Origin of the sequence: Streptomyces sp. CCM_MD2014 (assembly GCF_000772045.1) — a bacterium.
GTDB classification, from domain to species: domain Bacteria; phylum Actinomycetota; class Actinomycetes; order Streptomycetales; family Streptomycetaceae; genus Streptomyces; species Streptomyces salinarius.
Map to the genome: position 1 here is coordinate 1,043,234 of NZ_CP009754.1, position 12,662 is coordinate 1,055,895.

The 12,662-nt window shown below is 71.1% G+C and carries 11 protein-coding genes and 1 riboswitch; of the genes, 1 reads left to right on the forward strand and 10 read right to left on the reverse strand.

Translation table 11 applies throughout. The features are described 5' to 3' along the window. Window positions 1-103 precede the first annotated feature (103 nt). Window positions 104-1,021, reverse strand: coding sequence for a M23 family metallopeptidase (locus tag NI25_RS04600; RefSeq protein ID WP_061441206.1), 918 nt, complete (start codon window positions 1,019-1,021; stop codon window positions 104-106). 4 nt (window positions 1,022-1,025) lie between these two features. Beyond that, window positions 1,026-1,183: riboswitch (cyclic di-AMP (ydaO/yuaA leader) on the reverse strand. Between the two features lie 425 nt (window positions 1,184-1,608). On the opposite strand from NI25_RS04600, the gene NI25_RS04605 reads away from it, so the two are divergent. Further along, entirely contained in the window at window positions 1,609-2,406 is a 798-nt protein-coding gene (locus tag NI25_RS04605; protein WP_061441207.1) for a tyrosine-protein phosphatase, read from the forward strand. Window positions 2,407-2,426: 20 nt separating this feature from the next. Here the strand turns inward: NI25_RS04605 and NI25_RS04610 are convergent, their stop codons facing one another. The 9 genes from NI25_RS04610 to NI25_RS04650 form a co-directional block, all read right to left on the reverse strand. Continuing rightward, entirely contained in the window at window positions 2,427-2,546 is a 120-nt protein-coding gene (locus tag NI25_RS04610; RefSeq protein WP_061441208.1) for a DUF6126 family protein, read from the reverse strand. Continuing rightward, window positions 2,543-3,157, reverse strand: a complete 615-nt coding sequence (locus tag NI25_RS04615) for a helix-turn-helix domain-containing protein (RefSeq protein ID WP_061441209.1) — start codon at window positions 3,155-3,157, stop codon at window positions 2,543-2,545. The genes NI25_RS04610 and NI25_RS04615 overlap by 4 nt, the downstream gene beginning before the upstream one ends. A gap of 64 nt (window positions 3,158-3,221) precedes the next feature. Then, on the reverse strand, window positions 3,222-4,607 hold the full coding sequence (locus tag NI25_RS04620; protein WP_061441210.1) for an aspartate aminotransferase family protein: 1,386 nt from the start codon (window positions 4,605-4,607) through the stop codon (window positions 3,222-3,224). After that, window positions 4,608-6,560, reverse strand: a complete 1,953-nt coding sequence (gene dxs, locus NI25_RS04625) for a 1-deoxy-D-xylulose-5-phosphate synthase (RefSeq protein WP_061441211.1) — start codon at window positions 6,558-6,560, stop codon at window positions 4,608-4,610. A 25-nt stretch (window positions 6,561-6,585) separates the two neighbouring features. Beyond that, window positions 6,586-7,740, reverse strand: coding sequence for a flavodoxin-dependent (E)-4-hydroxy-3-methylbut-2-enyl-diphosphate synthase (gene ispG, locus NI25_RS04630; protein WP_061441212.1), 1,155 nt, complete (start codon window positions 7,738-7,740; stop codon window positions 6,586-6,588). 4 nt (window positions 7,741-7,744) lie between these two features. Further along, window positions 7,745-8,767 carry an adenosyl-hopene transferase HpnH gene (gene hpnH, locus NI25_RS04635; RefSeq protein ID WP_061441213.1) on the reverse strand — a complete coding sequence of 341 codons (1,023 nt, stop codon included), beginning with the start codon at window positions 8,765-8,767 and terminating at the stop codon, window positions 7,745-7,747. Window positions 8,768-8,773: 6 nt separating this feature from the next. Next, complete coding sequence (locus NI25_RS04640; RefSeq protein ID WP_061441214.1) at window positions 8,774-9,415, reverse strand: 1-hydroxy-2-methyl-2-butenyl 4-diphosphate reductase; 642 nt, start codon at window positions 9,413-9,415, stop codon at window positions 8,774-8,776. Then, on the reverse strand, window positions 9,415-11,457 hold the full coding sequence (shc, locus tag NI25_RS04645) for a squalene--hopene cyclase (RefSeq protein WP_061441215.1): 2,043 nt from the start codon (window positions 11,455-11,457) through the stop codon (window positions 9,415-9,417). The genes NI25_RS04640 and shc overlap by 1 nt, the downstream gene beginning before the upstream one ends. 116 nt (window positions 11,458-11,573) lie before the next feature. Then, window positions 11,574-12,638, reverse strand: a complete 1,065-nt coding sequence (locus NI25_RS04650; protein ID WP_061441216.1) for a polyprenyl synthetase family protein — start codon at window positions 12,636-12,638, stop codon at window positions 11,574-11,576. Window positions 12,639-12,662: the final 24 nt, after the last annotated feature.

Genomic DNA, 12,662 nt, shown 5'->3' on the forward strand with positions numbered 1-12,662 from the left:
TGTTCGTCAATTCCGGAATACGCCGAGGTCCGGAGACGCCGAAGGCCGGACCCGGGGATCGGGGTCCGGCCTTCGGGGTGCGGAGGCTGCGCGGAACCGGTCGTCAGACGGAGACGCCGTGCGAGCGCAGGAACGCGAGCGGGTCGATGTCCGAGCCGTAGTCCGGCGTGGTGCGGATCTCGAAGTGCAGGTGCGGGCCGGTCACGTTGCCGGTGGCGCCGGAGAGGCCGACCTGCTGACCCGCCGTCACCGTCTGACCGGCGGAGACGGAGAGCGAGGAGAGGTGGGCGTACTGGGCGTAGTGGCCCTCGTCGAGCTTGATGACGACCTGGTTGCCGTAGGCGCCGCCCCAGCCGGCCGAGACGACGGTGCCCGCGCCGACGGCCTTCAGCGAGGTGCCGGTCGGAACGACGAAGTCGGTGCCGGTGTGGTAGCCGCTGGACCACATGCTGCCGGACTGGTGGTACGGGGTACCGACGGTGCCGCCCGCGACGGGGGAGGTGTAACCGCTGGTGGTGCCCGCGGACTGGCTGCCGGTGTCCGAGGACTCCGAGGCAGCGGTCTTCGCGGTGTCCGTCGACTTCTGGGCCGGCTTCTCGGCGGGCTTCTGCGACTGCGCGGAGGACGGCGCCGAGGACTTGGCGGCCTGGCCGGCGATCGAGAGTTCGAGACCGGGGTGGATCAGCGACGGGTCGGAACCGACGGCCTCGCGGTTGTCCGCGTAGAGCTTCTTCCAGCCGCCGTCGACGTGCTGCTCGTCGGCGATCTTCGAAAGGTAGTCACCGCTCTTCACGGTGTACGTGCGGGATTCCGCGTTCTTTTCGGAGCCGTTCGCGGCCTTCTCGGCAGACGTCGGAACGGACTGCACGGCCTGACCGGAAACGGAGTGCGCGGGGGCGGCGTTGGCGGAGGCGGCGCCCATCAGCGGGAGCGCGAGCGCGGCGCCACCGGTTCCGGCGACGGCGATGGTGCGGGTCAGGCGCATGGCCCTGGTACGGCGGTGCTTACCCTTCGCGGGCATGGCGAATTCCTCTCCGGCGCCTGCGAGGTGAGCTGTCGGGTGCGGGCTGGAGATGCCCGGCCGCGTCGAAACGCGGCTTTACCCCAAGCCGTTCCGGGAACCGGAACAGGCAGTCGTACCTGTGGGTCCCCCGCTCCTGCCGTGTACGGGTGGTGGATGAGTGCGGGCTCCGGTCGGCGGCAGGATTAGGCGTCCGTCCGGATCGGTGGTGAACGTAAGGGACCAAGACGCACAGGGACAAGCGAGAGGTTCCGGCGACAGGCGTTTCCATTGATCCATTACGGGAAAGCCCGGTAACCCTGCGTCGATTTTCCTCGTACCGCTTTCCCTGAATTCCCTTGAGAACGGGCTGAATTACGTGAACATGACGGGCAACGCTCGGTCACGGATATGACGCTGCTCACGCGCCCCTCACCCACCTTCCGCCATTTCAGGGCCAGTTATCACCAATCCTCCAATTCGGACAGAAGGTTCTTACCGGCCCGCAATGCCCCGGCCGGAACGGCTTTCGCCCACCGTCCATGCCGTATCGTCGAATGGCGCCCGCCGGCGAGCAGCGGCGGCGGGGCGGAGTGGGAGGAGCCCCCGTGACGCAGCAGGTCCCGTCGACCGAACCCGAGCTGACCGGTGTGCGCAACTTCCGGGACGTGGGCGGACTGCCGACCGTGGACGGCCGGCGGGTGCGGCAGGGGGTGCTGTTCCGCAGCGGCCACCTGGCCCACGCCACCGGGGAGGACGCCGCGTTCCTCGCCTCGCTGGGCCTGCACACGATCTTCGACTTCCGCAACGCGGCCGACCAGAAGCTCGACGGTCCGGACGTCGAGCTGCCGGGCGTGCGCAACGTGAACCTGCCGCTGAGCGATCCGGCCGACGGCGCCGAGTTCTGGAAGATGGTCCGGGACGGGGATCTCGACCAGCTGCAGGCGATCCTCGGCGACGGCAAGGGCGCCCACCGGATGATCGCCTCCTACCGTGCGATGGTCACGGAGCGCACCTCGGAGCACTCCCGGATCCTGCACGCGCTCGCCGAGGACAGCGTCCCGGCGCTGATGCACTGCGCGGCCGGCAAGGACCGCGCGGGTCTGTCGATCGCGGTCACCCTGCTCGCCCTGGGCGTCGAGCGCGAGGCCGTGGTCGAGGACTACCTGAAGTCGAACGCCGCGCACCGCCGCTACAAGGTGCGCCGCAGCAGCACCGCCGCCTCCGCCTACTCCCCCGAGGTCATGGAGCTGCTCAGCCCGCTGTTCGACGCGCGCGCCGAGTACCTGGCCGCGGCCTTCGAGACGATCGAGGAGACCTGGGGCGGCGTCGACGCCTACCTGGAGAAGGGCCTGCGGCTCAGCGCCGGGACCCGGGAGCGGCTGCGCGAGCGGATGGTGGACTGAGCCGTCCGCTCGCGAACGGGCTACTTGGCGCCCACCTCGAACAGCAGGTAGAGGAAGCCGCCGAAGACGTGCCCCAGGGCGATGTAGATGATCAGGCGCACCCACAGGGCGCGCGGGAACTTGTCCTCGATGGCACTCATGGCGTCTCTCCAGGGGTCGGGCCGAGGCACAGCGCGGCCGTCGGGCTCTGCAGCAGGGTGTGGACGAAGAGCAGCTCGACCCCGTCGGGGTCCTGCGCCGCGATCCGGTGCGGGGTCATGGAGTCGAAGTGGGCACTGTCCCCGGCGGTGAGCCGGTGCTCGGTGTCCCCCAGGCGCAGCCGCAGCCGGCCCCTGAGGACGTGGAGCCACTCCTCCCCGGGGTGCACCCGCACGACGTCGCCCTGGGAGCCGTACGGCACCTCGACGCGCAGGGCCTGCATGCCCCGGCCCGGCGCTCCGGCCCGGTGGTACGTCCAGCCGCCCGCGCTCGTGGCCTCCATGTCGGCGGCGCGCACGACGGCGTCCCGGTCGGCGGCCGTCTCGCCCAGCAGCTCGGCGACGGTCGTACCGTAGACACGGGCGAGGGCCAGCAGCATCGGCAGTGAGGGCTGGCGCTGCCCGGTCTCCAGGCGGGAGAGGTGGGCGGGCGACAGCCCCGCGGCGCGGGCCGCGGCCTCGAGGGTGAGGGCGGCCCGCCGCCGCAGCTCACGCAGCTGCGGCGCGACGGCGGCGACCGTACCCTCGGCGGGGCCGGTCTCGGAGGAGCTCATGCCTCCATTCAGCCCGAGAATTGCCTCACGGGCAAATTTCTTGCCTGTGAGGCAAAAAGGCCGCTCAGCGGTTGGCCACCGCCTGCTTGACCAGGGTCTTCCCGAAGTCCCACATCAGTCCACCGCCATTGTGCGCGTCCTCCATCACCTCCGTGAAGGCGTCGACGAACCGGTCGGCGTCGTCGGTGTCGATGATCAGCGGCGGGATCAGCTTGATCACCTCCAGATGGTCGCCGGACACCTGGGTGAGGATGCGGTGCCGCTGCAGCAGCGGCACGACCACCATCTGCGCGAACAGCCCCTTGCGGGCGGCCTGCAGCATCGTCCAGCGGCTGCGCAGCTTCAGGGAGCTGGGCCGGCCGAACTCGATGCCGATCATCAGCCCGCGGCCCCGGACGTCGGCGAGCAGTTCGTAGCGGTCCACCAGCGCGGCCAGCCGCGACTTCAGCCGGTCCCCCACCGCGGCGGCGTTCGCGACGATCTCCTCGTTCTCCATCACCGACAGCACGGCGAGGCCGGCGGCCATGGCCTGCGCGTTGGACCCGAAGCTGGCCGAGTGGACCTGCACACGGTCCATCGAGGAGTAGACCTTCTGGAAGATCCAGTCCTTGCCCAGGGTGGCCCCCACCGGCACGTATCCGCCGGAGAGCGCCTTGGCGACGCAGACCAGGTCGGGTTCGGCGCCGTCGTCGTGCTGGTAGGCGTAGAACTTCCCGGTACGGCCGAGCCCGGTCTGCACCTCGTCGGCGATCAGCAGCGCCTTGTGCCGGTGCAGCAGCTCCTGCGCGGCGCGCAGATAGCCGGGCGGGGCCTCGTGCACGCCCTTGCCCTGGACGGGCTCCACGATCAGCGCGGCCACGTCGCCCTTCCTCAGCTCCCGGGCCAGGGCGTCCAGGTCGCCCAGCGGGACGGCGGTGTCGGGCAGCAGCGGCGCGAAGCCCTTGCGGAACGAGTCCTCGCCGTTGACGGAGAGGGAGCCGGTGGTCAGTCCGTGGAAGGCGTGCGAGCAGTACAGGATCCGCTGCCTGCCGGTCGCGTACCGGGCGAACTTCAAGGCGGTCTCGACGGCCTCGGTGCCGCTGTTGCCGAAGAAGACGCGGTCCAGGTGGGGGCTGTAGGAGAGCAGCTTCTCCGCCAGCAGGCCGGGCAGCGGCGGGCAGTCGAAGCGGGTCAGGTCCGCGAGCGAGGCGTCGAGGACGTCGTGCAGCGCCTTGCGGACGACGGGGTGGTGGCGGCCCAGGCCCATGACGGCGAACCCGGCGAGCATGTCCAGGTAGTCGTTGCCGTCCGCGTCCCAGAAGTGCGCGCCCTCGGCCCGCTCGTAGACCTTGTCGAAGCCGATGGTGCGCAGCATGCGCGGCTGCTGGTGGTTGAGGTACTTGGCGTGCAGCTCGTACCGCTCGGCCCCGCGCTCGGCCAAGAGCGCGGCGAGGTCGAACTCCTTGGTCATTCAGTTCTCTCCTTGCGCTGGCATGACGATCCGTCCGTCGCCGGACTGTTCCACTGCCGGTTCCCCCGCCCGGTCCACGGCCGGTTCGGCGAGGGCCAGGCTCGCGGCGATCCGGCCGGCGACGTCGACCGGGGTGAGGCCGATGTCCGCGAGCACCTCGGCGCGCTTGGCGTGCGCGAGGAACTGCTCGGGGATGCCGAAGCGGCGTACGGGGACGTCGACCTCGGCGTCGCCGAGCGCCAGGGCCACCGCGGAGCCGACCCCGGCGGCGCGGCTGTTGTCCTCGACGACGGCCACCAGGCGGTGCCCGGCCGCGAGGGGCGCGAGCGCCGGGTCGACGGGCTTGACCCAGCGGGGGTCCACGACGGTGCAGCCGATGCCGCGGGCCTCGAGGAGTTCGGCGGCGCCGAGGCAGACGGGCGCCATCACGCCGACGGCCACGAGCAGCACCTCGGGCCGGTCGGCGGCGTGCAGGACGTCCAGACCGCCGATCCGCCCGACGGCGGGTACGGCGGGACCGACGGACTCCTTCGGGAAGCGCAGCAGCGTCGGCGCGTCGTCGACGGCGACCGCCTCGCGCAACTGGGCCCGCAACTGGTCGGCGTCGCGCGGCGCGGCGATGCGCAGCCCGGGGACGACCTGGAGGACGGACATGTCCCACATGCCGTTGTGCGAGGCCCCGTCGACACCGGTGACGCCGGCCCGGTCCAGGACGAAGGTGACGCCGCAGCGGTGCAGCGCCACGTCCATCAGGAGCTGGTCGAAGGCGCGGTTGAGGAAGGTGGCGTACACGGCGACGACCGGGTGCAGTCCGCCGGTCGCGAGGCCGGCGGCGGACACGGCGGCGTGCTGCTCGGCGATGCCGACGTCCCAGACCCGGTCGGGGAAGCGCGCGGCGAACGGCGCCAGACCGACCGGGTGCAGCATCGCCGCGGTGATCGCGACCACGTCCTCGCGCTCCTCGCCGATCCGGACGATCTCCTCGCCGAACACCGAAGTCCAGGACGGCCCACTGGACGGGCTGAGCGGCTCGCAGGTGAGCGGGTCCATCACGCCGACGGTGTGGAAGTGGTCCTCCTCGTCGCGCAGGGCGGGTTCGTAGCCCCGGCCCTTCTCGGTGAGGCAGTGCACCAGCACCGGGCCGTGGAAGCGCTTGGCGCGGCGCAGCGCCGACTCGACGGCGCGGATGTCGTGCCCGTCGATCGGGCCCAGGTACTTCAGCCCCAGGTCCTCGAAGAGCCCCTGCGGGGCGAAGGCGTCCTTGAAGCCCTTCTTGGCGCCGTGCAGGGCCTCGTACACGGTGTTGCCGACCACGGGCGTGCGCTGGAGCACGTCCTTGCCCCAGGCCAGGGCCCGCTCGTAGCCGTCGGTGGTGCGCAGGGTCGCGAGGTGGTTGGCGAGGCCGCCGATGGTGGGTGCGTACGAGCGTTCGTTGTCGTTGACGACGATGATCAGCGGCCGGTCCCTGGCCGCCGCGATGTTGTTGAGCGCCTCCCAGGCCATGCCGCCGGTGAGCGCGCCGTCACCGATCACGGCGACGACGTGGCCGCGTTCCCCCTGCACCTGGCGGGCCTTGGCGAGGCCGTCCGCCCAGCCGAGGACGGTCGAGGCGTGGCTGTTCTCGATGACGTCGTGCTCGGACTCCTCGCGCGAGGGGTAGCCGGACAGGCCGCCCTTGCCGCGCAGCTTGGAGAAGTCCTGACGGCCGGTCAGGAGTTTGTGCACGTAGCTCTGGTGGCCGGTGTCCCACAGGATGCGGTCGTCCGGCGACTCGAAGACCCGGTGCAGGGCGACGGTGAGCTCCACCACGCCGAGGTTGGGTCCGAGGTGGCCGCCGGTGCGGGCGACCGCGTGCACCAGGAAGTCACGTATCTCGTCGGACAGTTCACCGAGTTCCGCCTCGGACAGCGCCTTCAGGTCGCGTGGTCCCCGGATGTTCTCCAGAATCGTCACGCTCGGGCCCCCTTCGGTCCGCGTTTCAGCTCACGGTGACGGCCGGCGCCCCCGGGGCGCCGCCCTTCTCCATCTGCTCCGCGATCCTCATCGCCTCCTCGATGAGGGTCTCCACGATCTTCGACTCGGGGACGGTCTTGACGACCTCGCCCTTGACGAAGATCTGCCCCTTGCCGTTGCCGGAGGCGACCCCGAGGTCGGCCTCGCGGGCCTCGCCGGGGCCGTTGACCACGCAGCCCATGACGGCGACGCGCAGCGGCACCTCCATGCCCTCCAGGCCGGCGGTGACCTCCTCGGCCAGCTTGTAGACGTCGACCTGGGCCCGGCCGCAGGACGGACAGGACACGATCTCCAGCCGGCGTTCCCTGAGCCCCAGCGACTGGAGGATCTGGATGCCGACCTTGATCTCCTCGACCGGCGGGGCACTCAGCGACACCCGGATGGTGTCGCCGATGCCCTGGGAGAGCAGCGCTCCGAAGGCGACCGCCGACTTGATGGTGCCCTGGAACGCCGGGCCCGCCTCCGTCACCCCCAGGTGGAGCGGGTAGTCGCACTGGGCGGCGAGTTGCCGGTATGCCTCGACCATCACGACCGGGTCGTTGTGCTTGACCGAGATCTTGATGTCCCGGAAGTCGTGCTCCTCGAAGAGCGACGCCTCCCACAGGGCGGATTCCGCGAGGGCCTCGGGGGTCGCCCTGCCGTACTTCTGGAGCAGGCGGCGGTCCAGGGAACCGGCGTTGACCCCGATGCGGATCGGCGTGCCGTGGTCGCGGGCCGCCTTCGCGATCTCCTTGACCTGGTCGTCGAACTTCTTGATGTTGCCCGGGTTCACGCGGACCGCCGCGCAGCCGGCCTCGATCGCGGCGAAGACGTACTTGGGCTGGAAGTGGATGTCCGCGATCACCGGGATCTGCGACTTCTTCGCGATCACCGGCAGCGCGTCGGCGTCGTCCTGGGTGGGGCAGGCCACGCGCACGATCTGGCAGCCGGCGGCCGTCAGCTCGGCGATCTGCTGGAGCGTGGCCCCGATGTCGGACGTACGGGTGGTCGTCATCGACTGCACCGACACCGGGGCCCCGCCCCCGACCGCCACCGGCCCGACCTGGATCCGCCGCGACAGGCGCCGCTCGGCGATCGGCCGGACCGGTACCTCGGGGAGCCCCAAGGGGATGGCGGTCATGACGTCACTCCCGGTTCGAGGAGACGGTCTCGCGCATGGCGCGCAGGGACTCCTTGAGCGAGCCCATGGTGGCCAGGACGGCGGTGGGCTCGTAGCCGCAGTGCGCCATGCAGTTGTCGCAGCGCGGGTCCTTGCCGCGGCCGTACTTGTCCCAGTCGGTTTCCTCGATCAGCTCCCGGTAGGTCGGGACGTATCCGTCGCTCATCAGGTAGCAGGGGCGCTGCCAGCCGAAGAGGGAGTAGTTGGGGATCGCCCAGGCGGTGCAGGGGAAGTCGACCTTGCCCTCGAGGAAGTCGAGGAACAGCGGGGAGTGGTTGAGCCGCCAGCGGGCCCGGTTGCCGCCTGAGAAGGCCTTACGGAACAGCTCGCGGGTCTGCTCCACGCCGAGGAAGTGCTCCTGGTCGGGCGCCTTCTCGTAGGCGTAGGCGGGCGAGATCATCATCTCGTCGACCTTGAGGTCGTCGTTGAGGAAGTTGAGCACCTCGACGATGGTCTGCGGGGTGTCGGTGTTGAAGAAGGTCGAGTTGGTGGTCACCCGGAAGCCGCGGCGCTTGGCCTCCTTGATGGCCTCGACGGCCTCGTCGAACACGCCCTCCTTCGCCACGGACTCGTCGTGCCGCTCGCGCAGCCCGTCGATGTGCACGGCGAAGGCGAAGTACGGCGAGGGCTTGAACTTGTCCATCTTCTTGCGCATGAGCAGCGCGTTGGTGCAGAGGAAGACGTACTTCCGCTTGGCCACCAACTGACGCACGATCTCGTCGATCTGCGGGTGCATCAGGGGCTCGCCGCCCGCGATGGAGACCATCGGCGCACCCGATTCGAGCACCGCTCCCACGGCCTGCGCGACCGGCATGCGCTGCTTGAGCACACCGGCGGGGTGCTGGATCTTGCCGCACCCCTCGCACTTCAGGTTGCAGGCGAAGAGCGGCTCCAGCTCCACGATGAGCGGGAACTTGTCCCGTCGGCGAATCTTCTGTTCGGCCAGGTATGTAGCGACCTTGATGGACTGGCGCAGCGGCATGGCCATCTGGGCTCACCTCCGGGGGAGCAGCAAAGAACGGTGCCATTCGAAAAATGCGGGAAGAACGGATCGAAGAACACGGAAAGCCGATATTCCACCGCGCACGGTGCCGATCCGGACGAGTTCGTGTTCTGGAGCGTCCACGACCACCCGGACGGCCGCAACCGGGCGCGGGCCCGTGCGGACGGCGCTCAGGAGCGTGGCCGCGGACTCCATGTCCACGGCGATCGCGCCGGTCGCGAGCAGGTCGGCGCGTTCGGGACCGCGGACGACGTGGTCCGAGCCGGTCAGCGGCCCGGTGTGGACGGTGCGCCCGGGGACGGCTCGCGCGAGTTCCTTGACCAGCCGGTCGGTCGCGACGCAGGGAACGGTGGAGCGCGGATCCCGGGTCTCCTCGGCGACGACGAGGTCGCCGGGGTGCATGCCGGGGGCGAGTCCCGCGCAGAAGCCGGTGGCGAGCACGGCGGCGGCGTCGAGCACCGGGTCGGCGAGGACCCGGGCGACCGAGCGCTCGGCCGCCTTGGGGCCCATACCGGTGCGCAGGACGGTGACCGGCCCGCCCGCGCCGGCGCGGTCGCCGGTGCGCAGGGCGAGGTGCTCGATGCCGAGCGCGCAGGCGATCAGCAGCGGGGACGGGCCGGTCTGCGGGGTCATCAGCTGCCCTTCACCTCGGCCACGACGGACGCGGCGGGTGCCTCGGCCGCGCGGGACTTCTCGGCGAAGGGCTCCCCGTGGACGTACCGGCCGAGTGCGGTGAGCGGGAAGACCTGGCGGTAGAGGTGGTAGTTGATGGAGAAGTCCCACGGGAAGCCGGTACCCGTGAAGTAGGGCTCGTCCCAGGAGCCGTCCTCGCGCTGGGTGGCCGCGAGCCACGCGACGCCGCGCTCCACGGCCTTGGACTCGCGCTCCCCCGCCGCCAGCAGGGCCATCAGCGCCCAGCCGGTCTGCGAGGCGGTCGAGGCGCCCCGGCCGCTCCACTCCCGGACGTAGCGGTAGGAGCGCAGGTCCTCGCCCCAGCCGCCGTCCTCGTTCTGGACGGACTCCAGCCAGCGCACCGCGCGCCGGATGGCCGGGTGCGAGGTGGGCAGCCCGGCGGCGGTCAGCGCGGGGATCACGGATCCGGTGCCGTAGACGTAGTTGACGCCCCAGCGGCCGAACCACGAACCGTCCGCCTCCTGCGCGTCCAGCAGCCACTGGATGCCGCGGCGGGTGCGGGGATCGTGGGCGAGGCCCTCGACGGCCAGCATCTCGACCACGTGCGCGGTGACGTCGGCGGACGGCGGGTCGATGACCTCGCCGAAGTCGCAGAACGGCAGCCGGTTGGGGAAGGGGCTGGTGTTGTCGACGTCGAAGGCGCCCCAGGCGCCGTTCTTGGACTGCATGCCGAGGTTCCAGCGCACCCCGCGGCCGATGGCCTTCTCCACCCGCTCCGGGTCGTGGTGCCTGACCCGGCGCAGGGCGAGGACGACCTCGGCGGTGTCGTCGATGTCGGGGTAGTTGTCGTTGTGGAACTCGAAGGCCCAGCCGCCGGGCGGGAGTCCGGGCCGCTTCACCGACCAGTCGCCGGGGCGCACGATCTGTTCGCCCAGCATCCAGTCCGCGGCCTTCACCAGCTGGGGGTGGTCTTCGGGCACGCCCGCGTCGGCCAGGGCGATGGTGGCGAGGCAGGTGTCCCACACCGGGGACTGGCAGGCCTCGATCATCCGGGCGCCGTCCTCGCGCCACACGGCGAACCGGTCCAGCGACTCCAGCCCCGCGCGCATCACGGGGTGCTCGAGGTCGTAGCCGAGCAGGTAGAGGGCGATGACCGAGTAGACCGCCGGAGGCTGGATGCCGCCCCAGCAGCCGTCGTTCTCCTGCCGCTCGATGATCCAGCGGGCGGCGCTGTTCATCGCGGCCTTGCGCAGCCGGCGCGGGGCGACCTTGCGGTAGGCGTGCAGGGCCTTGTCGATGCGCTGGAAGGCGCCGTCCCAGCTCGCCGCCGGTGCCATGGGGCGCGCCGGGTTGGGCCGGGCCGGGTCGGTGTGCAGTTCGTCCAGCGGGAACGGCGCGGGACGCACCGGCCGCTTCGCGGAGACGATGGTGAGCGGCACGATGGTCTGCCGGGCCCAGCAGCCGAAGTCGTAGATGTTGAGCGGGACCCAGGTCGGGAAGTAGATGAGCTCCGGCGGGAGTTCGGGCAGGTCCTCCCACTTCCACCAGCCGAACAGGGCCAGCCAGATGCGGGTGAAGACGCGCGACGCGGCGATGCCGCCGCGGGAGCGGATCCACTCCGAGGCCCGCGCCATGTGGGGCGCGTCGGGCGAGTCGCCGGCCAGGCGGAGGGCGACGTAGGCCTCGATGGTGGTGGACAGTTCGCCGGGGCCGCCGTAGAAGGTGGCCCAGGTGCCGTCCTCGCGCTGCTCGCCGCGGATGAACAGCGCGGCGGCGCGGGTGGTCTCCTCGTCCTGGATGCCGAGGAACTGACGCAGGAGCAGGTCCTCGGCGTCCATCGTGACGTTCGTCTCGAGGTCGCCCTTCCACCAGCCTTCGGCGTCCTGCTTGGAGAGCAGGAAGTCGGTGGCGCGCCGGGTGGCGCGTGCGGCGGCTTCGGGTACCCCGGCCGCCGCGGCGGGGATCGTGCTGTCGGTGTCGCTGGCCGAGGCTGCCAGGGGCCGCAGGGAGGCCCCGGTGCTTCCGTCGGTCGTCGCTGTCATGGCTTCCCCTTCGTGCAGTGTGCATGTGGTGCGTCTGCTGGGTCCGCCGTCGGCCGGTGCTCGTGTCTCCACGACACCGGCCGGCGACTACGCGAGGGCTATTCGACCGATAATGATCATCTCTTTCGTACGACGACGAAGTCCGCGAGCGCCGTGAACCGGTCCCGCACCCGGTCGGGCATGTCGACGGCGTCGAGGGCTTCGATGGCGATGGTGTGCTGGCGACGCGCCTCGTCGGCGGTCCACTCCCGCCCGCCCGCTTCCTCGATGAGGGCGGCGCGGGCCGCGAACTCCTCCTCGGAGAAGTTCGCGAAGTCACTGGCCTTGGCGTCGGCGGTGAGGATCTCGCCGAGCCGTTCGGAGGCGGCCCCGCCGGCCGCGAGGGCGGCCACGACCGGCAGCGACTTCTTGCGCTGGCGCAGGTCGCTCCAGGTCTGCTTGCCGGTGGCGTCCGGGTCGCCCCAGATGCCGAGCAGGTCGTCGACGGCCTGGAAGGCGAGGCCGAGGTGGTAGCCGTACTTCTCGAGGGTGTCGGCGGTGCGCTCGTCGGCTCCGCCGAGCACCGCGCCGACGGAGCTGGCGCAGGCGAGCAGGGCGCCGGTCTTGTTGCCCTCCATCTCCAGGCACTCCTCGACGCTGACGCGGTCGCGGTGCTCGTAGGAGATGTCCTGGGCCTGCCCGTCGATCAGTGAGCGGCTGGCCTTGGTCAGGCGGCGGGCGGCGCGGCCGGCCTCGACGGTGCCCAGCTCCAGGAGCACCTCGTTGGCCAGCGCGAACAGGGCGTCGCCGACCAGGATGGCCTGCGCGGGGCCGTGCACCTTCCAGACGGTGTCACGGTGGCGCCGCTGCTCGTCGCCGTCCATCAGGTCGTCGTGCAGGAGGGAGAAGTTGTGCACCAGTTCCACGGCCACCGCGCCGGGCACACCGGCCTCGGGCGCGGCGCCGGTGACCTCGGCGGAGAGCACGGCGAGCGCGGGGCGCACGGCCTTGCCGCCGTCGCCGTCCGCGGGGTTGCCCTGGGCGTCGATCCAGCCGAAGTGGTAGGCGGCGACGGTGTCCATGGGAGGGGCCAGGCGGTCGACCGCCGCCCGCAGGACCGGCGTGGCCAGGGTCCGGCCGCGCTCCAGAAGCGCGGTCACGTCCACCGTGGTCCGTCGATCGGCCGTCGGGGCCGGGGGCACAGTGGGCACAGTCTTTCCTCCAGT

Excerpts from the sequence above, each read along its gene's own strand:
- NI25_RS04600 (WP_061441206.1), bottom strand. The coding sequence starts at position 1,021 with ATGCCCGCGAAGGGTAAGCACCGCCGTACCAGGGCCATGCGCCTGACC.
- NI25_RS04610 (WP_061441208.1), bottom strand. The coding sequence starts at position 2,546 with ATGAGTGCCATCGAGGACAAGTTCCCGCGCGCCCTGTGGGTGCGCCTG.
- NI25_RS04615 (WP_061441209.1), bottom strand. The coding sequence starts at position 3,157 with ATGAGCTCCTCCGAGACCGGCCCCGCCGAGGGTACGGTCGCCGCCGTC.
- NI25_RS04620 (WP_061441210.1), bottom strand. The coding sequence starts at position 4,607 with ATGACCAAGGAGTTCGACCTCGCCGCGCTCTTGGCCGAGCGCGGGGCC.
- ispG (WP_061441212.1), bottom strand. The coding sequence starts at position 7,740 with ATGACCGCCATCCCCTTGGGGCTCCCCGAGGTACCGGTCCGGCCGATC.
- hpnH (WP_061441213.1), bottom strand. The coding sequence starts at position 8,767 with ATGGCCATGCCGCTGCGCCAGTCCATCAAGGTCGCTACATACCTGGCC.
- NI25_RS04640 (WP_061441214.1), bottom strand. The coding sequence starts at position 9,415 with ATGACCCCGCAGACCGGCCCGTCCCCGCTGCTGATCGCCTGCGCGCTC.
- shc (WP_061441215.1), bottom strand. The coding sequence starts at position 11,457 with ATGACAGCGACGACCGACGGAAGCACCGGGGCCTCCCTGCGGCCCCTG.